The sequence below is a fragment of the Mesorhizobium calcicola genome, from assembly GCF_042682105.1.
Taxonomy (GTDB): Bacteria; Pseudomonadota; Alphaproteobacteria; order Rhizobiales; family Rhizobiaceae; genus Mesorhizobium; species Mesorhizobium calcicola.
On sequence record NZ_JBHUGY010000066.1, the window covers coordinates 56,777 to 77,110 of the forward strand.

Genomic DNA, 20,334 nt, shown 5'->3' on the forward strand with positions numbered 1-20,334 from the left:
GCCTCACCGGCTTTTTGTGTGCAGTACGTGTGCAGTGAGCGGCGTGACATGCTAAGAGACTTTTCAGTTTGCGGCGGCAAAATCGTATGATGTCGGTGGTGGAGGTTCTGCCTACCGTGGAGGATGCCAAGTGACGTCCGGGCGCGGTCGGTTTCAAAGATGGACGGCGTTTATTTTTGTGGCGGATTTGATCTTGCTCGCCGTTCCGGCCCAAGCCGCCGACGCGTCCGACCCGGCTGGCACCTCAATCTGGCAATGGGATCACCTGACTGGGGACTGGAACAGTAACCGGAAGGCGGTTGAGGACAAGGGCATTAAGCTCACCCTGGATTACGTCAGCGAGGTCATGGATGTCGCGAGTGGCGGCATCCGACAGCGCGCGACCTACGAAGGTCGCCTCGACGTCAACTTGGACCTCGACTTTGAGAAGATGGGTCTATGGCAGGGTGGATCTACCCATGTGACGGTGTATCAGATTCACGATCTAAAGGATCGCAATGTCGCCGCTGAGGTTGGCAGCCTCGGCGATCCGAGCAACATCGACGCGGTTCCAACGACGCGGCTCTTCACCGCCTGGCTCCAGCAAACGTTTCCAAACGGCAGTTTTGTCAGGTTGGGGCAAGTTTCGGCGGACGAGGATTTCGCAACGAGCAATTCGGCCGGCAAATTGCTCAACGGGGCGTTTGGATGGCCGGTGCTGAATGCGTCGGATATGCCGAGCGGCGGACCGGCCTATCCGCTTGCGACGCTCGGTGTGGTTTCGGCCATTTACCTCAAGCCGCAACTTGTCGTGCGCGGTGGGCTTTTCAGCGGCGACCCGGCCGGCCGGGATTGCCAAGGCGATCCGCAGGTTTGCAACCTTCACGGGATCACGTTCAGTTCGGCTGGTGGCGCCCTGCTGATGGGCGAGCTGGCCTATGAGCTCAATCCGGACGGCGCCGCGGACGGGCCATCGGTGTCTTACAAGCTCGGCGGCTGGTATCATACCAGCACGTTTGCCGATGAGCGATATGGCCTGAGCAGTTCGGGCAGTGTCGTGTCGCTCGCGTCGCCTCAAGCCTTGGGTCCGGTCATGCATTCGGGAAACTGGGGTGTCTACGCCTTGGTCGACCGGACGCTGTTTGAGGGAAATGGCACCAAAGTCGGTGGCTTCTTGCGCGGACAGTTTGCGCCTTCTGACCGGAATCTGGTGGCGTGGGGTGTCGACGCAGGGCTGGCCTTTACCGGCCTCTTGCCGGCGCGCAAAGACGATACGCTGACCGTTGGCATCAGTCATTCGGGAATCAGCCATGCGGCATCGGATCTTGATAGAGACACTGCGGCCGAAACAGGCACAGCGTATCCTTTACGTTCCGGCGAGACCATATTCGAGGTGAACTACAACTTCGTCGCCGCGCCATGGTGGAATATTCAGCCGGATCTCCAGTACATTGTCCATCCGGGCGGAGGAGCTGCGGATGACGCGACCAGTCAGGCCATCCCCAACGCCCTTGTTGTGGGAGTCAGAAGTACCATCGACTTCTAAACCGCTCTTGCCCGAGTGATTCCGCAGGAGACTATAAAACCTAACCAAAAACCGGTCCCGTCACAGCCTGACTGCAACACCCTAACAAGCCGCCCACCGTCAAGTAATAAGGTTGGGGTCGCATGCAAATGGTCTCGCCAGTACGTTCCATCTTCGTTCAGCAACTGGCGGCTACACGGCCGAAATAAATGCATATCCATGCCCCTCCTTGATTATTCTGCCGATGCCTGGTCGCCCTAGGTGAGCGCCGGCTAGCCAAGTATGTGCACCCGCCGCGTCTTGAAGCAGCTTGATCCGGCTAGCCCTCGCCATGGACTCGTCAGCGTCATAGGCCCAAGTAAGCTCGGGACGGGCAAACTGTGCACCAGGAACGTGGATCAGGTCGCCGCAGAACAAGATATCGTCCTCGCCAGTGCTGCGGAGATAACCCATATGGCCCGGAGCATGCCCAGGTATCGCAACAGCCAGCAAATGGTCGTCCGGCCGGTCGCCTCCGCGAATTGGGGCCAGGAGTGGCCGAAAATCCTTTAGTCGTGGCTCGGCGAGGAAATCCTCAACGGCGTCCTCCCCAATCACGATCTTGCTCAAGTTTCTAAATGTCCGCCGCCCGTCAGGCGTAAGAAGACCGTTGATGTGGTCGCCATGGGCATGGGTGAGAGCGACCATCGTGATGGATGACGTGTCGATGCCTGCCTCGCACATGGCCTCCTCGAGGTGGCCCATAGACGGGTCCCAGCTTCCCCCCGCTCCACAATCTATCAAAACGCGGTCGCTGCCGGAGCGATCGAGTAACAAACAGTTGACCGAAAGTCGAACGAGCGACTCTTCCCGCTGAGGCGATACTTTCTGCGTACATATTTTGTCGTTCGGACATCTGAGCAATTGGGCCGGCAGGTCGACATATCCGTCGGAGAGCGACCAAACCGTCGATGATCCCGAAGCACAGGCCATGGTGTTGGCGCTTTGAGACAGAAATTTCACGGGTAACCTGCCAGGCCGGGTGATTCAATTTTCTATTGCGGCACTGAAGCCATTACGTTTTCGAAGTCATCACCTTCTGAACGATCTTCCAGGTTCCGTTGACCTTCAAGCATGACAACAGGTCCGTGAAGTGGCGTGGCGGTACCCGCAATTTCACCTTCAGAAGCGCGAGGTCTCTTTCGACGTCAATTGACAGGATCTTGTCGTCACGCTCCACGCCTTGTTGTTTTGGAGCTTTCGTGTCGCGGACGGCTGCTAGCCACATCGCAACCGGCGTCACGCCCACGTCGCCGTCGTCGGCGATCTTCGTAACGGAGCTCGAGGGATGAAATAGGGAGGCAAATTTCTCAGCATCCATTTCATAGGCGGCGTCAAAATAGGTCTGCGCCAGGGTGCGCAGGGCGCGAACATCGGTATCCATGGGTCACCTCGTTGTTACGTCTGACCATTCCATACACGCGGCAATCGCGTGACGGGTCAGACTTTCTGTCGGTCAAAACCTAGGACAAGGGCGCTTATGAGACTAGGTATGTTTTACAGGATAGAGTCATGAGTGGGATTCATAAATCATGGGAAATGAGCTGAATGAACTCGCCACGTTTGCGATCGTCGCCAATGAGCGGAGCTTTACACGTGCGGCAGCGAAGCTGGGCGTCTCCCAGTCCGCCCTGAGCCACACAATCCGCAGACTTGAGCAGCGACTCGAGTTCCAGCTTCTTGCTCGGACTACCAAGAGTGTAGCGCCAACCGCTGCGGGCGCAGCGCTTTTGAAGGACTTGTCTCCGGCGCTTGAGCAAATTACTCGTGCGCTGGACAAAGCCCGAAGCGTTCGCCACCGACCTGCGGGACGCCTTAGAATCGTAATGTCACGGTCGGCTGCGGTGATGGTATTGTTGCCGAGGCTCTCAGCATTCGCCGAGGCTTACCCTGACGTCGTTCTTGACGTTGTCACCGTCACTGGTCCCGTAGACATCGTCGCGGGCGAGTTCGACGGGGGTATTCAACTCGGCGAGTATGTTCAAAAGGATATGATCGCGGTGCGCGTCTCGCAGGAGTTGCGTTTGGCGGTGGTGGGATCGCCCGGCTATTTTGCGTCACGGAGCATTCCTCGGAAGCCCAAGGATCTAAATGATCACCGATGTCTAAACCTGCGTCTTCCGAGCGGTCCGTATCGCTGGCAGTTCGAGCAGGGACGCAAGGCGATCACAATCGGTGTGAACGGCCCGCTCATAATCGACGATACCAACATGGTGATTCAGGCGGCGCTCACCGGAGCCGGCCTCGGGCTCGCATATGAAGAGCAGGTTGCGGAGCATGTTGCTGAGCACCGCCTCATTCGAGTGCTGGAGAACTGGACGCCCCCCATTCCCGGCTTCTTCATGTATTACCCCAGTCGCCAGCATCAGCCTGCCGCACTGACTGCGCTGGTAAACGCGCTGCGATACTCTAAATAGTCGTCGCGCGCCGACCGGTATCTGGAGGCGCGGCCTGGGCAGAGGTGACGTTGCGGGTAGGAAAATGCCGCCAAATCGCTTATGTGAGCGGCAATTCGAACCTTTAGCAGCGCCAAAGTCACAAGGAATGCTGGAAAACAACTATAAGAGCGTCCGCCTTTCGGTCGCCCCTATGATGGATGGGGCAGATACATAAACATAATCAGCTAGTTACGGGCTGTTGTGTGCAAAAAGAGCACACGAAAGTTCTGCTTCTCTTCTTTCTTCGTTCCCACGAAGGAGCCGCCGACAGCCCTTTTCGGACGCTCTTCTGCCGACGATATTGGCCGCTCTAATGCGGATGTTCGCCGGGGTATCCGTAAACCTCATTGTCCGCCTTGGCGTCCAGTTTGCCTGGGGCGCTTGGTACCCCGAGGCGAGCCAAGCCGCCCAACGTCACAAATTGGTGCAGAAAAATTGGCTTTTTTTTTCTCGCTGAACCGATTGGCCACCGGTGCGGCCTCGATTTGGCAGGTCGCAAAAATCCTTGAAGAGATGCCGAACGAGGTTCCATCGGTCGTCGCCTCGCGCTCGCTAGAGCAAGGGCAAGAATGCCGCTCAGTGTCCCACGCGGACCGCGCGAGCCGTGTGGTGGCAAGCAGCCAATTTCGCGAGTAGGCTTCAGATTGGAAACGGCGCCTCGTGAATTGATCCAGTCCTTGGCGACTTCAAATCCAGTTGAATTGGAACGTCAAAGAGCCTGCCGCCGTCGAATCGTGGCTTAGTTGAGCGAAGTCCAGGTATAAAGACTCGAGCAAGTGACCTGCCATTTTGTTGCGTTAGGTCAATCGAGAAAATGCCTAGGCCGTGTTTGCGGCAGACGTCGAGGCAAAACTCCAATCAACATCGAGCTCACCATAAGATGGCGGAACGGCTTTGCCACCGACCAAGTGAGGGTGTCGAAAAACGTCGGTTTTTTCGTGCCATCGATATAGCTGTAAAGCTCCAGGCGTAAAGCCATGCGTACCTGACAGACTGACCCGCCTTTTAAGTAGCCTAAGGTTCGCTCACATTGCGCAAGTTCACCGACTGCACTCACCGTGGCAGCTGCCATGGACGGTCCCGCTCCGAAGCCAAAAGCCGCGTCGCGACCGCTCACGTGATGGGATATCGCTGCAACAACTGGGATAGGCAGGTCGAGCGTCAAGCGAAGGAGGCGCAGTTCGCGGAACTGCGACCGCAGCCACGTCGCATACAGCAGAACCAGTTCATTTTCGAGTGACGCCGGCTCGATCCGCGGCAGCACCAACCTATTGTACCACCAGATCGCAGTAGCATCGCGCTCCACGACTTCGCAAAAACCCCGAAAGAGCGCATCCTGCAGTGTCGGCCCTGTCGCAAGGCCATTCGAATCTGCCGGGGCGATGCCCGATTTATCAGCTTCTGGGTATCCGAGTAGGCACAGTCCAGCCGGCAGCCAAGCCTCGATGGCGGGTAAGTCGGACACTACCACACCCAAGCACCCAAAATGCAACTGACCCGAGGACAGCCCTGCAAGGGCTTCTACTCTCCTCGATGCTTTGCCCAATTGCGGCAAGGGCTAAGCCGTCGGCCGGTGAGACGAAACTCCTACTGGTACTCCTCCGCGGTGGACTCGATTGTGTTGCCGCGATCCCTCCGTTCGGGGATCCCAAGTTGGCAACCGTGCGCGAAGCTCCGGAGCTTATGAATGAAGAGGGGGGGTATCCGGACACTCAAGCTGGATGGGCTTTTTGCGCTTCATCCAGTGCTGGCGCCGCTTCTGCCCTTCTTTGATGCGGGTGAGTTGCTGATCGTACCTGGGACAGCCATTGCAGGAGTGGAAAGATCTCACGCTGCCTCGGAATTTGCCTTGTTCGGTAGCGACTTTGACGACCCCACGGGGTGGCCTGGACTTGCCGCGCTAGCCTTAAAAAGTGAACCATGGCGGACCGGACCGGCCGACCGCTCCATCGACCTGATTTGCGATTTGGCCCGGGGCAATCCGCTGCTGGACTTAGCCCTGCTTTCTCCTGAGCAAGCTCAAATGCGCAGTCCGAGATGTTTGGAAGATCCGGTCGAGCAGCGGAGCTTAGGCCAAGCGGCCAGGTTCACTTGCGCAGCAACCCGTGCGGCCCAGGCACTTGCAACGGAGGGCGGTCCTCGGATCGCGATGCTCGAATTACCTGGGTTCGATACGCACATCAGCCAGGGCGCGCGTCTGGCGCGAGCATTGAAGGCACTTGCCGATGGGCTTGTTTCGTTTGCAGAAGCGTGTGGGGCGGCCTGGAACAGAACAGTTGTCATGGTCGTGACCGAGTTCGGCCGTTCGGTACCGCTCAACACAGACGGCGGAACCGATCATGGGGTGGCCAGCGTCACATTCCTGATGGGCGGTCGTGTAGCCGGCGGCCGTGTCGGCAATCAGTGGCCTGGACTTGCACCCAGCCAACTTCGCGGGGGAACCGATCTGGCCGTGGTGACCGATCTGCGATCAACAAGGCCGTGTTGAGCGAGCATCTTCGCCTTCCCGGCCGAACCCTTGCTACGGTTTTTCCGAGCGCCGCAGGATTGCCAGCGGTGAGTGGGCTGTTTCGGGATTCAGTTTGATTGCCGTTAAACGTGCACGGAAGCGCCCCTTGCGCTACGAGTCTGCCACAAAACCCAAGATTTCAGGAGGAGACGGCGCAGCTCGCCATCTGCGGCTATGCCGCGTTTGGGGAAGGGGATCGCCTGGCCAAGGCCCGGTATCTTTTAGCTAGCTCGGCCGACCGATCCACCGCACGATTTCATAGGCTGGCATCGGGCGGCGAAAACCCTTCAGCGTCAGTTCGCCAACAAGAACGGATTCGACCAGCGACTCGACAGCTCCGAGGACCCGTTGGCTAACAAGAATCTGGCGCGATTTGGCCTCCTCGCACAATCGGGCGGCATGGTTCGACACAGTGCCGATGACGGCATAGTCCGAACGCTGATCAAAACCGATGCGCCCGATGGTTGCGTGGCCCCTGGCAATGCCGATCCCAAAGCCAAGCAAATAGTCCCGCTTGCGCCATCGCTCTGAATGCTCGTCAATCGCGTCGCGCATCGCAGCAGCCATTGAGACAGCTCTCTCGCTGTGGTCGGCGCATGGCAGTGGATCGTTGAAAACCACGACCATCCCGTCGCCCACGAACCGCTCGAGAGTCCCCTCGTGCCGGACAATTTGTTCACCAAGACAGGAATGATACTCGGCAAGAACGGTCATGACTGCTTCGGGTTCGGCCGTCTCCGCGAAGGCCGTAAAGCCGCGCAAATCGCAAAAGACAACGGTCACCTCGCGACGATGGCTCTGCAAGAGCGCATCTCCATTGCCCGCCGCAACGATGAGGTCGGCGACCTGTTCGGGCAGGAACCGCCTAAGTCGCGCCATTCGATCGAGCTCCGTCACCTGCTCAGCCACGGTTTGCTCGAGCGAGCGATTCCAGTCGGAAAGTCTCGCGGCTTGGTCCTCAAGGCGCTTGGCTTGGCTCGCGACAGTGTCGTGAAGCGCCTTCTGGCGCAGCATCGAGCGCACCCGCGCTAACAGCGCCCTGTGCTCGAAGGGCTTTGTCAGATAATCGTCGCCACCGGCGTCCAGTCCCTCGACCACGTCGCGCGTGTCGGCTTTCGCGGTGACCAGAATAACGGGGATCGATCGGAGCGATTGATCGTGCTTGAGCATGCGTACCACACTGATGCCGTCGAGCTTCGGCATCATGATGTCGAGCAGGATCAGATCCGGCGTGAGTTCGCGGGCTTTCGCAAGCCCCTCTTCACCATCGGCGGCGGTTGCAACTTCGTAGCCATTCGCCTCGAGGCGCATGCGCAGGATCTCGAGGTTTTCCGGAGTATCGTCGACCGCGAGAATGCGAGGCGGATCGTGCAAGGTGCTGCCTCCCTCAAGAAAGGAACCCGCGAATCTCGGAAAGCAGCTGGCGCGGACTGAATGGCTTGGCAATGTAACCATCGCACCCAGCAGCAAGGGCTTTCGCCTCGTCGCCCGACAACGCGTAGGAGGTGACGGCGATAATCGGAATGTGCCGGAGCGCCGGGTCGGCCTTGATGCGGCGTGCCGCTTCATACCCGTCGATCACCGGGAGCTGAATGTCCATAAGGATCAGGTCTGGCCTGTGCGCTAGGGCTGCAGCGATGCCGGCGGCGCCGTCCGCCGCCTCGATCAGTTCGTATTCGGTGGTAGCAATGAGATCGCGGATGATCTGGCGGTTGTCCTCGGTGTCTTCCACCATCAGGATTCGTTTGCTCATGCGGCCCTCACGTCCTCATTCACCCGGATTGGTACCTTCAGACGGAATGTCGAGCCTGACCCGATCACAGACTCGACATCTATGGTTCCGCCATGCATTTCGACGATGCGCTTCGAGATCGCCAGGCCAAGACCCGTGCCACCCTTCTGCCTGGTGCTGCTGTTGTCGACCTGCTGGAATTCTTCGAAGATGAGAGCCTGGTCCTTGGACGCGATGCCGGGACCGGTGTCTCGGACGGTGATCTCGAAGTGCCCGTCGACCGCATCGGCAAGAATGTCGACCGCACCCGTTTCGGTGAACTTGACGGCATTGCCTGCAAGATTGAGGAGGACCTGCGTCAAACGGCGTTCGTCCCCGTGGCCGATTGGAAGGTTCTCGGCAACAGTCGTTGAAAGCTCAAGGCCCTTCGCTCGTGCCAGCGGCTCGACGGCGGTAACGGTCGACCGAACAATCTGCGCGACGGAGTAGTCCTCGATCGCCAGCGTGAGCTGGCCGGCTTCGATCTTGGAAAGGTCGAGTACGTCGTTGATGAGCCCGAGGAGGTGACGGCCGTTTGCCTGCACGCGCGCGACGGTCGTCTTTGCCTTGTCCGGGAGTTCCCCGTAGATGCCGTCGACCAGCAGTTCTGTGAAGCCCAAGACCGAATTGAGCGGTGTCCTGAGCTCGTGGCTCATATTCGCGAGGAACTGGGACTTGTGGCGGCTAGCTGCCTCCAGCTCCTGGCCTTTCTCCTCGATCTCGCGGAACAGCTTGGCATTCTGGATCGCGAGCACCGATTGGGCTGCGAAGGTCTCCAGCAGGTGAACAACTTGCTCATGGAAGGCACCTGGCTTGTGGCGCCTGACGACCAGTGCACCGACGATCTTGTTGGGCCTCAGCAGCGGAACGATCAGGATACCGCGATATCCGGCTTCGACGATCGTCTTTCTTACAAGGAAGGATGAGGTCTCCTCGCTGAGGTCGGGAAACTGCACCGGCATGCAGCGCCCGGGTGCGTCGCCGATCCCCATATCGGCCAGCCCGATCGTCTGGTGTGAGACTGCGGCCATAAGCTCATCGCTCATACCGAAGTTTGCGCGTGGACGGAATTGCTGCCGCGTGCTGCTGAACACGTAGATGGTGCCAGCATCCGTCTCCGACAACTGGACCGCTTTGGCGACGATCGTTTTCAGCACAGTGTCGAGATCGAGCGTCGAATTGACCGCCTTGCTGACTTCCCCGAGCGCCTCCAGTTCGCCGACCGAGCGTGCAAGCTCGGCCGTGCGCGCCTGCACCTCTTGATACAGTCGCCCCAGCCGCACGGATGTCTGGTTGACGTTGTCCGCAAGCGCTCCCAGTTCGTCGCGGTTGGCGACGACAACCTGTTGGGCGAAGTCGCCGGCCGCTATCTGGCTGAGACGCGTCTCGATCTTCTTCACCGGTTCGATCAACGACCAGGAGATGATGTAGCCAAGCCCCAGCGCCAGCAGGATGCTGCCCACTGCAAAGGAGACCACAATCAGTCGAGAGGTGCCGTATGCCCCCTCGGTCGTTTCGATCGCCGCCACCATGTCGGCTTCGGATATGTTGACCAGCTGGTTCGTCAGCCGCTCAAGGCGGTCGGCCGACGGAATGATCTCATCCAGCTGGATCTTGCGCGCCTCTTCCGTGCGACCGGCGCGGAAAAGCTCCACAACGTGCGTCACGCCGGCCGCGAGCCGTCCGTACTCCTGCCGGACCTGGCCCAGCACCTCCGCTTCGGTTTCGGCGACGAACTCCATGCGATCGAGGTCGTAGCCAAACTGGTTGAGCTGGCGCAGCGCTGCATCCAGCATCCGCTCGTCCTGAAGCAGAAGGGCGGTCGAGATGCTGTAGAGCTGGTTCGTGGTGTCGTGCTGGACCTGGCGATAGGCTGCGATCCGGCGCTGCAGCTTGATCAGCTCGTTTGTTTGATCATTGACCCCACTCAGCACCTGCAACCCGACGCCCCCGAGCACGATCAACAGGCCGACAATCGACAGGAACGCGATCAAGAGCTTGGTCTGGACGCGAGCCGGCAGCCGGGCAACCCAGCCAACGAGCCGGGTCGTTACGCTATTTGGATTCGTCCAAGAGGCTGAGAAGGTCACCCCGGAACTCCTCCAGATCGAACCGGACGCCAAGATACTGTACGCGCAACATGCCCTTGGGGTCTATGAGCGATGTCAACAAGGTATGGTCGACATCTCCGTTCGCCGCCCTATTCGCGATGACCCCGTATTTCCGTCCCACCTCATGGACGACCGCCGGATCACCGGTAAGAAACGACCAGCCCTTCAGGTCGGCGCCAAAATTCTGCGCATATTCCTTCAAGACATCGGGCGTATCGCGCTCCGGGTCGACGGTGATCGAAACGAAGTCGATCTTCGACCCGAACGCAGAACCCAGCTTCTCCCGCACGCTGGCCATATGGGCGGTCAGCATCGGGCAGACGTCGGTACAGTACGTATAGATGAATGCAATGGCGACCACCTTGCCGCGGAAGTCGCGCAGCGACACCGGCTTGTGGTCCTGCGATATCAGCGTGAAATCCGGTGCAGCGCCCATCATCGGCAGGCGCTCATTGTCCCCGGCATGCGCTGACGCTTCGTGCGCAGAGGTGTGCGCAGGCGCAGCGACGAGGGCGAGGAGCAGCAACGCGCGCGTCGGCCAGCGGCTCACGTCTTCATCTCGCGCTTGAGCTCTTTAAGGAAACGCCAGTCGGTGCCGCGGTCCAGGACCTCCTGCGGCCTCATCGTGACAGCATTTGTCTCCTGCATACGCAGCGCGTAGAAACGCAGGGAGTCCTCGGGGTCATATTCGCGCCATTTGTCGTAGTGTATGTCGGAACGGATAGCCTGAAGCGTGTAGTCGCTGGCGTAGCCTATATCGACCGCACTTTTCGCAACCGCTTCCGGATTGGTTATGCAGAGGTCCACGGCCTTGAGTAGGGCGCGCATGACTCGTTTAGTCGCCACAGGGTAACGTCCTGCGTAATCTGCGGTGCTCGCGAGCATGCAACAAAAATACTGCGACCATGGTTTGTCGATCGCCGTGCTGACAAGTACATGGCCGAGCTTTCGCTCGCGCGCCTGCTGGGGCGTGGGCGGTCCGCCGAGGAACGCATCGATCTTACCCTCCGCGAGGCTTTGAACCGCATCGGGGGTTACGAGAGTTTCGAAATCCTTTGCCGGATCAAGGCCGACATAGGAAGACATCACATTCAGCAACAGATACTGGATGGTGGTGCCATCCACTCCGACCGTCTTACCCTTCAGATCAGGGATGCCAACGACCCGATCGTTTGCGATCAGCTCAAGACAGCCGACATGCAAGCCGGTCAAGACTTTTATCGGCGCGCCTTTTGCGATGTTAAGCACATGCGCGAGCGGGTAGTTCCAGTCGAAGTCGATCTCGCCGTGGCCGATCCAGTCCGACGAATCCGGGCCGGTGCCCGAAGACACGAACTCAACGTCGATCAAGCCTTCGGCATGCAGAAGCTCGGTGGCCGCATACATCGGCGATTGGCAGTCCGAGACCTTGGCGAACACCGGCAACCGGACTTTCGTTATCTCTGGCGCCGGCTCGGCGAGCGCCAGCCTCGGGGCTGCGACTAATCCCGCGGCACCCGCCGCGAGGCCGACCATGAAGCGGCGGCGATTCTGGATGATGTGCATGACGTCCTCCTCTTCAGCGGTCCTTCGCGCTGCGCCTCTCACGTCTTCAGTTCGCGCTTGATCTCTTCGAAGAAGTGGAAATCCGTCCCTTTGGCGATGATCTCCTGCGGGCTCGACTTGATCATGCCTGTCTCCAGGAGGCGCAGCGCGTAGAAGCGCACCGAGTCTTCAGCGTCGTATTCCCGCCACCTGTCGTGCCCGGTGTTCTGCAAAGTGGTCAGCGCAACGTCGTAGCTCGGCAGAAACCCTCGATCGACCACCGCGCGGGCGGCCGATTTCGGGTTCGACACACAGAATTCGACAGCCTGGAGGATGGCCCGCAGCACGCGCTTGGTGGCGACCGGATACTTGTCGACATAGTCGGTCCGGCCGGCGAGCATGCAACAGAAATACTGCGACCAAGGCCGGTCGATAAGATTGCTGAAGACCGTGTGGCCTACCTTCTTGTTCCGAACCTCTGAGTATTGGCTGGTGTCTACCAGGAAGGCATCGACCTTGCCGTCGATGAAGTTCTGCATGAGCGAGCCGTTCTCCTGGACGCCTACGACCCACTCAACATCGTGGTTGGGATCGAGCCCGACATAGTTGATTAGCAGTTGGAGAAACACCAGCGGGTGGTCGTTCATCGCCCAGACCCCCACCCGCTTGCCCTTTAGATCGGCAATGCTGTTGACGCGATCGTTCGCCCGCAACTCCCAGCAGCCGGAATGCACGCCGGCCAGGATCTTGACGGGCACCCCGGCCTCGACGCTGCGTATGTGCATCGTCGGCATGTTGAAGTCGAAGTCCGTCTCACCCGCTGCAATCCATTCGCTGTTGTCGAAGTACTTCTGATCACCTTGCACGTACTGGACGTCGGTCATGCCGCCGGCGCGGAGCAGTTCGCCAGCGAGGTAGAGCGACTCCCAACAGTAGGCGCCTCCGACCCACCGCCCCAGCCGGACACTGGTCGTCTCGGGCTCCGGCTCGGCAAACGCCAATCTCGGGGTTGCGACAATTCCCACGGTGCCGGCTGCCGAAAGACCGGCCAGGAAGCGCCTGCGGCTCTGGATGATTTGCATATCCATATCTCCCCTTGAGACAGGTGGGATCAGGTTTTCAGCTCACGCTTCAACTCGTCGAGGAAGCGCCAGTCCGTTCCGTCTGCGATAATCTGTTGCGGGCTCGATTTGATCATGCCCGTCTCCTGCATGCGGAGTGTGTAGAACCGCAGGGAGTCTTCAGGATCGAAGTCCCGCCAGCGGTCGTACCGGATATCCTTCAGCGTTTGGAGCGCGTAATCATACGACGGGACGAAATCGCGATCGACCATCTGCTGCGCCACCCTTTCCGGATCCGACACGCAGAGGTCGGCCGCCTTGAGGATGGATCGCAAGACCCGCTTGGTCGCCACCGGATACCTGTTCACGTAGTCCGTCGTCGCGGAGATCATGCAGCAGAAATACTGTGACCAGGGGCGGTCGACGGCATTGCTGAGGATCGTGTGGCCGATCTTCTTGGCGCGCAACTCCTGCGGCTGGGGCGGCGTCCCGAGGAATGCGTCGATCTTCCCTTGGACGAAGAGTTCCGTGGGCTTGACGTTCTCAGTCAAGACCCACTGGATATCGTTGACGGGATCGAGCCCGACATAGGCGGACATGAGGGTCAGCCACACGTGTCGCGAGTTGTTGAAACCGTCCACGCCCACCCTCTTGCCCCGCAGATCCGTGACACTGCGGATGCTCTCCTTGGCGATCAGTTCGAGGCATCCCGAGTGCAGCCCGGTTAGCACCTTGATCGGCACCCCGGCATCGATCGACGCGATATGGTTCGGCGGAAAGTTCACAGAGAAATCCGTCTCACCGCGTGCGATCCACTCCGATTCACCGCGTGCGATCCACTCCGATTGGTCGACGCTCCTATCGCTTTCTACATAGCGAACGTCTGTGAGGCCATCTGCACGCATCAGTTCCGCGGCGATGTAAGCGCCTGCCCAGCAGTAGGAACCACCAACCCAACGCGGCAGACGAACCGTGGTCGTTTCCAGCGGCGGTTCCGCGTGGAGTGACTCCGGAAGACCTACGATACCGGCAGCGCCTGCCATTGCAGCGCCGGCCAGGAATCGGCGGCGGGTTTGCATGATCTGCATCCGAACGCTCCTCTTCCGAAAATCGCAAACGGCAATTCTGGCCGGAACCGAGGAAAAGAGGTTTCGGCAGAGGCAGATGGTCTGGTGGGCGCGACGAGTAGTTGTGGATTCTAGCGCGCCCAGTCCGCTGCGGGAGTCTTGCGCTCTCAGTCGCCGGCTCACGTATTAGCAACCGACGATATGGCAACGATACGCCCAATTTGCGTAGGTTGCGAGCGCAAAACTTACTACGCCAAACGTCTCGCCAGACGCGCGAGATCAACAGGTTCGACCTTGACGGGCAGGCCATGAACCGCAGCGGTATGAGCCAGAATGAGTTTTACAAAGCCGATGTCGATACCGAGGGTCATCGGTCCGGCACCTTGGGCGGCTCGATCACGACCAACGCGAATGAGCCGTTCGCGATCAAGCGCCGCGATGCTGCACTTCCCAAGATGCCTCTGCAGCATATCGAGGGCTGCAGCCTTGGAGCGGAGAGGGGACTTGCCTACATCGCACATGTCGTCGATATGAAGGTCGATGAGTTGGCCGAAAGTTTTTAGTCGCGCTATACGGGACTTGCTCGGCGCCTCACCACGATCGATTTGGCGCTCGGCATCGGTTGCCCAGCGCCGTGCATCGTCCCGACGCAAGAAGGTCTCGCTGACGTATCGACCCCTGCGACGGACTTGGAGGACGCCAGGAGCCGGACGAGAGTTTTGTATAGGTGGCCATTTTTTCGTGTGGGCACGGTGTGCACTGAGGGATCGAAAGGTGGCGAAAAAGGTCGTATTCTGTCGTAAATTCGTGTGCACTCGGCATCGTCTAACGATTTGATGTTAAAGAAAAAATGCTGAAAAATCAAGATCATAGACTGACTATTGCACCTATGATGGATTGGACGGACCGGCATTGCCGGTTCTTCCATCGCCAGCTGACGACCCGTGCGCTGCTGTATACCGAAATGGTGGTGGCCGACGCGGTTATCCAGGGCGCCCGCGAGCGGCTGCTCGGCTTCGATGCGGCGGAACATCCGGTCGCCCTGCAGCTCGGCGGCTCCGATCCCGGAAAACTTGCCGAGGCGGCGCGCATTGGCGAAGCATTCGGCTATGACGAGATCAACCTCAATGTCGGTTGCCCGTCCGACCGCGTCCAGTCGGGCACGTTCGGCGCCTGCCTGATGAAGGTGCCCGACCTTGTCGCCGGCTGCGTCGCGGCGATGAAGGCGGCGGTAAGAATTCCCGTCACCGTCAAATGCCGCATCGGCGTCGACGAGCAGGACCCCGAGCCGGCGCTCGATGCGCTGGCGGAAGGTGTTTTCGACGCTGGCGCCGACGCGCTGTGGGTGCATGCGCGCAAGGCGTGGCTGGAAGGGCTGAGTCCCAAGGAGAACCGCGACATCCCGCCGCTCGACTATGGCCGCGTCTATCGACTGAAGGCCAGAAAACAAAACGAATTCATTGGCATCAACGGCGGCATTCAGTCGATCGAAGAGGCGCGGGCGCATCTCGACCATATCGACGGCGCCATGCTTGGCCGCGCCGCCTACCACACGCCCGGCATTCTGGCCGGCGTCGATGCCACCTTCTACGGCGTCAAGTCCGACCCGTTCGATTACGCCGCGCTGATCGATGCGATGGCGGAGTACGCGGCCCGCCATATCGAGCAGGGCGGGCGGCTTGGCCATGTCACCCGCCATATGGTCGGCCTGTTCCATGGCTTGCCCGGCGCGCGCCGTTATCGCCAGATCCTGTCCACCGACGCGACCCGGCCGGGTGCCGGACCGGACGTGCTGAAGACGGCCTTCGCAGCCGTCGAGTTCGGCGCAGCGGCGGCCGAAGCGGCCTGACGCGTTCGGGTCGGGGTCAATCCCGGAGGATCATGCGGTCGCCGCGCACGTCGAAGCCCGACAAGGAGCCGATGAAGTTCATGCCAAGCAGGCTCTGGCTGAGCATGCCGGGTGCCGCGACCATCACCGGCATGTCCTTGCGCACGATGCCGCCGATCGCCAGCTGATCGGTCTTCACGGCCGCGGCGCGCGCCATGCCGTTGGCGGTCGAAACCGGTATGGTGTAGTTGAGCGCCGCTGGATTGAATCCGGCCGCCTGGGCGTCCTCGGACGTCAGCACGGTGCTGGTCGCGCCGGTATCGACCACGGCCCGGACCGGGTTGCCGTTGACCAGGATGCGCGCTTCGAAATGGCCATTGTCCGCCTTGTCGAGCGTCACCGTGGCGTGGCCGTCTTCGACGCCGAGCGCCAGCGGGCTGCCGGGAACGAGGCCTGCCGTCACCCGGCTGGCGACATCCTGCAGTTCGTAACGATACTGGTAGCCGGCGATCAGCGCGAGCGCGATTGCCGCCCAGGCACCGAGGTTGCGGGCCATGGCGCTCAACGGCCTGCCCGAGCGAAGCAGGCCGGCGCCGACCAGAGCGCCGAAGGCGCCAAGCCAGATCAGCCGGCCGAAATCGTAATTCTCGACGCCGAGCGTGCTGCCGGCGGAATCGTTGAGCATGAGCAGGATTGCTCCCACCCCGATCGCGGCAATCAGTATCCAGAACAGGCGGTTCATCTGTGTAGTCGCCTCACGAAAGCGCGTCGCGTTCGCGCGTCATGCGGGCACGGCGCGTTTCCCGGCGCGGCCGGCGTTCGACCGTTTCCAGCCGGGCAGGCAATTCAGCCATGACGCCGCGGCGCGTCTCCGGCGTCATTCCGATCCAGGCGCCGATTTCCTCGCGCGTGCGGCCGCACCCGAAGCAGAAGCCGGTTTTCATGTCGATCGAACAGACCAGGATGCACGGGGATTCGATGGCCGTCATGACTTTCTCTAAAGGGTTCCATGCGGAATCCCTTGTTCCCTCTCCACATGGTGCAACCGCAAAGCCAATGCAAGCCCTCGCGATTGCGCCCTTCGCGGCCATCTTTGCGGCAAATGCAACGGCATGATCCAGGAGGTTGTGCCAACCGCGCAAGGCGGCTATGCCGCTCACCAACTCCAGGGAATGACCGCCAACGATATGACCAGTGCGCTGCCTTTCGACGATTTTCGCAACCTGCTGGCCAACCTGCCGGCGGCCGACACGACGGCGCAGGCCCGTGTGCGCACGCTGTTTGCCAAGGCCGACAAACCCAGCAATTCACTTGGCCGTGTCGAGGACATCGCCGCCTGGCTCGCCGCATGGAGCGGGCGGGCTCCACCCGCGGTGACAAGACCGTTGATGGCGGTCTTTGCCGGCAATCACGGCGTTATCCGGCACGGCATTTCGCCGCGGCCGGTGGCGGCGACCGCCAACGCGGTCGAGCTTTGCGCCGCCGGCGGCGCCGCGATCAACCAGATCTGCATTGCCAACGATCTCGGGCTGAAGGTTTTCGATCTTGCCCTGCACATCCCGACCGCCGACATCACCGGGGATGCCGCATTGGACGAGCGCGGCTGCGCCGCCACCATGGCCTTCGGCATGGAAGCGATCGCGGGCGGCACCGACCTGCTTTGCCTCGGCGATCTCGGCGTCGGCAATTCCACCGTTGCTGCTGCCCTGTTTGCAGCATCGTTCGGGGGCAGGGGCGCCGACTGGGTCGGCCCCGGATCCGGCGCCGATGCGGCGATGCAGGCTCGCAAGGCTGAAGTGGTCGATGCGGCGCTGGCCTTTCACGGCGGCCATCTCGGCGACCCGTTGGAGGCGTTGCGCCGGGTCGGCGGCCGTGAGTTCGCGGCGATTGCCGGCGCCATCCTCGCCGCACGGATGCAGAAGATTCCGGTGCTGCTGGACGGACTTGCGGCAACGGCCGCCGCGGCGGTACTGCATGCCGCCAACCCCGCCGCGCTCGACCATTGTCTTCTTGCCAGCCTGTCGCCAGAGCCCGCCCATGTCCGGGCCACTGAGCGCCTCGGTCTTCGCCCGTTGCTTGATTTGGGCATCAGCCATGGCGAAGGGGCAGGGGCCGCTCTTGCCGCAGCTCTCGTCAAGGCGGCGGCGCTGACCAGTTCAGGCATGGCGGCGGCCGTTCGGGGTTAGGCGCCAGGCACGCCGCATCCGGGCGACATCTACCGCCGCCGCGCGGCGACCGCCGCGGTCGGCAGCGCGGGGAGTTCCTCCATCACCCGGCTCAGCGGGAAGATGGCGATCGCCTCGGTGCCTTCGCGCAGCTTGGAATGAAGTTCGAACTCGCCGCCATGCATGGCAAGCAGGCCTTGCACGATCGGCAGGCCAAGCCCGGTGCCTTGCTCGGCGCTCTTGATGGCAATCGAACCCTGGCCGAAGGCCGAGAGCACCACCGGGATTTCCTCTTCGGGGATGCCCGGACCATTGTCCTTGACCGAAATGTACTGTCCGCCACCTGCCGTCCAGCCGACGCGAACGCGAATTTCGCCGCCGGTGGCGGTGAACTTGATGGCATTCGACAAAAGGTTGAGCGTGATCTGCCGCACCGCCCGTTCGTCGGCGAACAGGCGCAGCAACTCGTGCTCGAAATCCTGGACGACGCGGATATCCTTGTTGCGCGCCCTCAATTCCATCATGTGACAGCAATCCTCGACGATGTTGAGCAGCATCACCGGCTCCTCGTTGAGCTGGTAGCGGCCGGCCTCGATGCGCGACAGGTCGAGGATCTCGTTGATGAGGTCGAGCAGATGCTGGCCGGATTCGTGCACGTCATGGGCGTAGTCGCGATAGGTGGGATTGCTCATCGGTCCGAGCACTTCGTTCGACATCACCTCGGAGAAGCCGAGGATGGCATTCAGCGGCGTGCGCAACTCGTGGCTCATCGAAGCGAGGAACCGCGATTTCGCCAGATTGGCGTCTTCCGCCCGCCGCCGCGCTTCGTCGGACATCGATTTCGCCGTCTCCAGTTCGGCGACCAGCGCATCCTTTTCGGAGCGGAACGACAACAGCATCAGGGACGCGCGGTTGAGGTGGCGGGCCACATAGGCGAAGAAGGGCAGCGACACGACCAGCAGCCCCGCCATGATCGCCCCGACCGGCATCCACAGCTTGACGCCGGCATAGGCGTAGAGCGCCACTGGAACGGCAAAGGTCGCCAAGAGGGCGCCACCCAGAGAGGAGGTCATGACAGCGGTCGCCGCCATGGCGACGAGCAGCACCACCGCCTTGACGACATGGAACTGGTCGACCTGGCAAGCGCCGCAGCCGAGCCAGACGAACCCCCCCCAGCCGAGACCGCAAAGGAAATGGCCGATCAGGAATTCTCTTTGCGTTTGCAGTGGGTTGAGCTCGGAAGCTTCAGTGCGCTCTATGCGCCGCGCCATCAAGGTGACGACGGTGTAGCAGGTCAGTGTGAACAGCGCCCAGAGACCGATCTCGTTGCCGACGCCGGCAAGCCGGCCGGCTGCCGCGATCGTCAGGACGAGCAGCGGGATGGCGATGGCGCCGCTGGTCATCGCGCGGGCATGGAGCTTCAGCAGTTCGCGATCGAAATCGGGATTGCCGGCCTGCTGCGAGAGACGGTCACGCGTCTTGCGCACCGCGCGCGCGACATCGCTGTTGCGATGAGGTTTCCTGCGGTCCACAATGAACTTGTCCGCTGTGTTCGAGCGTTGCAAGGGCATGAAACTTCAATTTATGCGAGCAGCGGTTTCAATGTGTTAAGCTACGTTCGAATGATTAACCAACCGTTTGCCATATGAGCCGTTCATGGGGCCCGAGGCCGCGCCGGCGATACGTTGCACCACCCCGAAGCCCATGGCGCCAGCTGATGGATTGCGGGCTCACCGTCATCATTCTCGGGCTGCTGATCCTGCTGGCCGCCCGCCTCGACCGGGTGGAGACGCGCAAGGCGGTAGGTGCGGCAATCGTCAACGATGGCGATTCGATCACGCTTGGCGCCGAGCGCATCCGCATGCGCGGCATCGATGCCCCAGAGTATACGCAGACCTGCCGCAGGAATGGCGCCGACTATGCCTGCGGCGCATTGGCGCGCCAGTCGCTGGTGCGCCTGATCGCCGGCAGACCCGTCTCCTGTACCGGCTGGCAGCGTGATCGCTACGGCCGGCTGCTTGGCGACTGCACCGCCGGCGGCAAGGACCTCAACCGTGCGCAGGTGGAGGCGGGCTGGGCGGTTGCCTTTGGCGACTTCGAGAGCGAGGAAGCTATCGCCCGCGCAGAAAAGGCCGGTATCTGGGCTGGCACATTCGACCAGCCGCGGGACTGGCGCGACAGCCATCACGGCGAAGTCGTCGAGCGAAAACACGGTACGCTGGCGTCGATCGGCGATGCCATGCGCGAGATTTTTCGGTTCTGGTGAAGCCCGTAAGGGGCTGAACCCTAATGGTTGTTGGGAAACCGGGAGGATGGA

At 61.0% G+C, this 20,334-nt stretch carries 20 protein-coding genes; 7 read left to right on the forward strand and 13 right to left on the reverse strand.

The window, feature by feature from the left end; genetic code table 11:
* Positions 1 to 193: 193 nt before the first annotated feature.
* Positions 194 to 1,525, forward strand: a complete 1,332-nt coding sequence (locus tag ACFSQT_RS34305; RefSeq protein WP_379026393.1) for a carbohydrate porin — start codon at positions 194 to 196, stop codon at positions 1,523 to 1,525.
* Between the two features lie 171 nt (positions 1,526 to 1,696).
* Here ACFSQT_RS34305 and ACFSQT_RS34310 read toward each other — a convergent pair whose 3' ends face one another.
* Positions 1,697 to 2,506: an MBL fold metallo-hydrolase gene (locus tag ACFSQT_RS34310; RefSeq protein ID WP_379026395.1), complete on the reverse strand. Its 810-nt coding sequence runs from the start codon at positions 2,504 to 2,506 to the stop codon at positions 1,697 to 1,699.
* A 52-nt stretch (positions 2,507 to 2,558) separates the two neighbouring features.
* Complete coding sequence (locus tag ACFSQT_RS34315; protein WP_379026397.1) at positions 2,559 to 2,927, reverse strand: nuclear transport factor 2 family protein; 369 nt, start codon at positions 2,925 to 2,927, stop codon at positions 2,559 to 2,561.
* A 148-nt stretch (positions 2,928 to 3,075) separates the two neighbouring features.
* Here ACFSQT_RS34315 and ACFSQT_RS34320 point away from each other — a divergent pair, with 148 nt between their 5' ends.
* On the forward strand, positions 3,076 to 3,960 hold the full coding sequence (locus tag ACFSQT_RS34320; RefSeq protein ID WP_379026399.1) for a LysR family transcriptional regulator: 885 nt from the start codon (positions 3,076 to 3,078) through the stop codon (positions 3,958 to 3,960).
* An 823-nt stretch (positions 3,961 to 4,783) separates the two neighbouring features.
* On the opposite strand, the gene ACFSQT_RS34325 is transcribed toward ACFSQT_RS34320, so the two are convergent.
* Positions 4,784 to 5,446, reverse strand: coding sequence for a YcaO-like family protein (locus ACFSQT_RS34325; protein ID WP_379026401.1), 663 nt, complete (start codon positions 5,444 to 5,446; stop codon positions 4,784 to 4,786).
* Between the two features lie 222 nt (positions 5,447 to 5,668).
* Between ACFSQT_RS34325 and ACFSQT_RS34330 the strand changes: the two genes are divergently transcribed.
* Positions 5,669 to 6,469 (forward strand): DUF1501 domain-containing protein, encoded by an 801-nt coding sequence (locus ACFSQT_RS34330; protein WP_379026403.1) that lies wholly within the window; start codon positions 5,669 to 5,671, stop codon positions 6,467 to 6,469.
* 246 nt (positions 6,470 to 6,715) lie between these two features.
* On the opposite strand, the gene ACFSQT_RS34335 is transcribed toward ACFSQT_RS34330, so the two are convergent.
* The 7 genes from ACFSQT_RS34335 to ACFSQT_RS34365 all read right to left on the reverse strand — a co-directional run bounded on the left by ACFSQT_RS34335 (position 6,716) and on the right by ACFSQT_RS34365 (position 14,045).
* Positions 6,716 to 7,864: a response regulator gene (locus tag ACFSQT_RS34335; protein ID WP_379026405.1), complete on the reverse strand. Its 1,149-nt coding sequence runs from the start codon at positions 7,862 to 7,864 to the stop codon at positions 6,716 to 6,718.
* A 13-nt stretch (positions 7,865 to 7,877) separates the two neighbouring features.
* A complete protein-coding gene (locus ACFSQT_RS34340) occupies positions 7,878 to 8,243 on the reverse strand; it encodes a response regulator (protein WP_379026407.1) in 366 nt (121 codons plus the stop codon).
* On the reverse strand, positions 8,240 to 10,255 hold the full coding sequence (locus ACFSQT_RS34345; protein WP_379026409.1) for an ATP-binding protein: 2,016 nt from the start codon (positions 10,253 to 10,255) through the stop codon (positions 8,240 to 8,242). The genes ACFSQT_RS34340 and ACFSQT_RS34345 overlap by 4 nt, the downstream gene beginning before the upstream one ends.
* Before the next feature lie 61 nt (positions 10,256 to 10,316).
* On the reverse strand, positions 10,317 to 10,922 hold the full coding sequence (locus ACFSQT_RS34350) for an SCO family protein (protein WP_379026411.1): 606 nt from the start codon (positions 10,920 to 10,922) through the stop codon (positions 10,317 to 10,319).
* Entirely contained in the window at positions 10,919 to 11,917 is a 999-nt protein-coding gene (locus ACFSQT_RS34355) for an ABC transporter substrate-binding protein (RefSeq protein ID WP_379026413.1), read from the reverse strand. Before ACFSQT_RS34355 ends, ACFSQT_RS34350 begins: the two co-directional genes overlap by 4 nt.
* 38 nt (positions 11,918 to 11,955) lie before the next feature.
* A complete protein-coding gene (locus ACFSQT_RS34360; protein WP_379026415.1) occupies positions 11,956 to 12,897 on the reverse strand; it encodes an ABC transporter substrate-binding protein in 942 nt (313 codons plus the stop codon).
* A gap of 110 nt (positions 12,898 to 13,007) precedes the next feature.
* On the reverse strand, positions 13,008 to 14,045 hold the full coding sequence (locus ACFSQT_RS34365; protein ID WP_379026417.1) for an ABC transporter substrate-binding protein: 1,038 nt from the start codon (positions 14,043 to 14,045) through the stop codon (positions 13,008 to 13,010).
* Positions 14,046 to 14,332: 287 nt separating this feature from the next.
* On the opposite strand from ACFSQT_RS34365, the gene ACFSQT_RS34370 reads away from it, so the two are divergent.
* Positions 14,333 to 14,587: a hypothetical protein gene (locus ACFSQT_RS34370; protein WP_379026419.1), complete on the forward strand. Its 255-nt coding sequence runs from the start codon at positions 14,333 to 14,335 to the stop codon at positions 14,585 to 14,587.
* 287 nt (positions 14,588 to 14,874) lie between these two features.
* Positions 14,875 to 15,873 (forward strand): tRNA dihydrouridine(20/20a) synthase DusA, encoded by a 999-nt coding sequence (dusA, locus tag ACFSQT_RS34375; RefSeq protein ID WP_379026421.1) that lies wholly within the window; start codon positions 14,875 to 14,877, stop codon positions 15,871 to 15,873.
* A gap of 16 nt (positions 15,874 to 15,889) precedes the next feature.
* Here the strand turns inward: dusA and ACFSQT_RS34380 are convergent, their stop codons facing one another.
* Both ACFSQT_RS34380 and ACFSQT_RS34385 read right to left on the reverse strand, forming a co-directional pair.
* Positions 15,890 to 16,594: a TIGR02281 family clan AA aspartic protease gene (locus tag ACFSQT_RS34380; RefSeq protein WP_379026423.1), complete on the reverse strand. Its 705-nt coding sequence runs from the start codon at positions 16,592 to 16,594 to the stop codon at positions 15,890 to 15,892.
* 13 nt (positions 16,595 to 16,607) lie between these two features.
* Positions 16,608 to 16,841, reverse strand: a complete 234-nt coding sequence (locus ACFSQT_RS34385; RefSeq protein WP_379026425.1) for a DUF1289 domain-containing protein — start codon at positions 16,839 to 16,841, stop codon at positions 16,608 to 16,610.
* Between the two features lie 198 nt (positions 16,842 to 17,039).
* Between ACFSQT_RS34385 and ACFSQT_RS34390 the strand changes: the two genes are divergently transcribed.
* Positions 17,040 to 18,038, forward strand: coding sequence for a nicotinate-nucleotide--dimethylbenzimidazole phosphoribosyltransferase (locus ACFSQT_RS34390; protein ID WP_379026511.1), 999 nt, complete (start codon positions 17,040 to 17,042; stop codon positions 18,036 to 18,038).
* 29 nt (positions 18,039 to 18,067) lie between these two features.
* Here the strand turns inward: ACFSQT_RS34390 and ACFSQT_RS34395 are convergent, their stop codons facing one another.
* Positions 18,068 to 19,588, reverse strand: a complete 1,521-nt coding sequence (locus ACFSQT_RS34395) for a sensor histidine kinase (RefSeq protein WP_379026427.1) — start codon at positions 19,586 to 19,588, stop codon at positions 18,068 to 18,070.
* A 74-nt stretch (positions 19,589 to 19,662) separates the two neighbouring features.
* Here ACFSQT_RS34395 and ACFSQT_RS34400 point away from each other — a divergent pair, with 74 nt between their 5' ends.
* Positions 19,663 to 20,283 carry a thermonuclease family protein gene (locus ACFSQT_RS34400; RefSeq protein WP_379026429.1) on the forward strand — a complete coding sequence of 207 codons (621 nt, stop codon included), beginning with the start codon at positions 19,663 to 19,665 and terminating at the stop codon, positions 20,281 to 20,283.
* Positions 20,284 to 20,334: the final 51 nt, after the last annotated feature.

Coding starts and splice junctions, on each gene's coding strand:
- ACFSQT_RS34400 (WP_379026429.1), top strand. CDS start 19,663: ATGAGCCGTTCATGGGGCCCGAGGCCGCGCCGGCGATACGTTGCACCA.
- ACFSQT_RS34390 (WP_379026511.1), top strand. CDS start 17,040: ATGACCAGTGCGCTGCCTTTCGACGATTTTCGCAACCTGCTGGCCAAC.
- ACFSQT_RS34385 (WP_379026425.1), bottom strand. CDS start 16,841: ATGACGGCCATCGAATCCCCGTGCATCCTGGTCTGTTCGATCGACATG.
- dusA (WP_379026421.1), top strand. CDS start 14,875: ATGCTGAAAAATCAAGATCATAGACTGACTATTGCACCTATGATGGAT.
- ACFSQT_RS34355 (WP_379026413.1), bottom strand. CDS start 11,917: ATGCACATCATCCAGAATCGCCGCCGCTTCATGGTCGGCCTCGCGGCG.
- ACFSQT_RS34380 (WP_379026423.1), bottom strand. CDS start 16,594: ATGAACCGCCTGTTCTGGATACTGATTGCCGCGATCGGGGTGGGAGCA.
- ACFSQT_RS34340 (WP_379026407.1), bottom strand. CDS start 8,243: ATGAGCAAACGAATCCTGATGGTGGAAGACACCGAGGACAACCGCCAG.
- ACFSQT_RS34330 (WP_379026403.1), top strand. CDS start 5,669: ATGAAGAGGGGGGGTATCCGGACACTCAAGCTGGATGGGCTTTTTGCG.
- ACFSQT_RS34395 (WP_379026427.1), bottom strand. CDS start 19,588: ATGCCCTTGCAACGCTCGAACACAGCGGACAAGTTCATTGTGGACCGC.
- ACFSQT_RS34365 (WP_379026417.1), bottom strand. CDS start 14,045: ATGCAGATCATGCAAACCCGCCGCCGATTCCTGGCCGGCGCTGCAATG.
- ACFSQT_RS34315 (WP_379026397.1), bottom strand. CDS start 2,927: ATGGATACCGATGTTCGCGCCCTGCGCACCCTGGCGCAGACCTATTTT.
- ACFSQT_RS34320 (WP_379026399.1), top strand. CDS start 3,076: ATGGGAAATGAGCTGAATGAACTCGCCACGTTTGCGATCGTCGCCAAT.
- ACFSQT_RS34370 (WP_379026419.1), top strand. CDS start 14,333: ATGAACCGCAGCGGTATGAGCCAGAATGAGTTTTACAAAGCCGATGTC.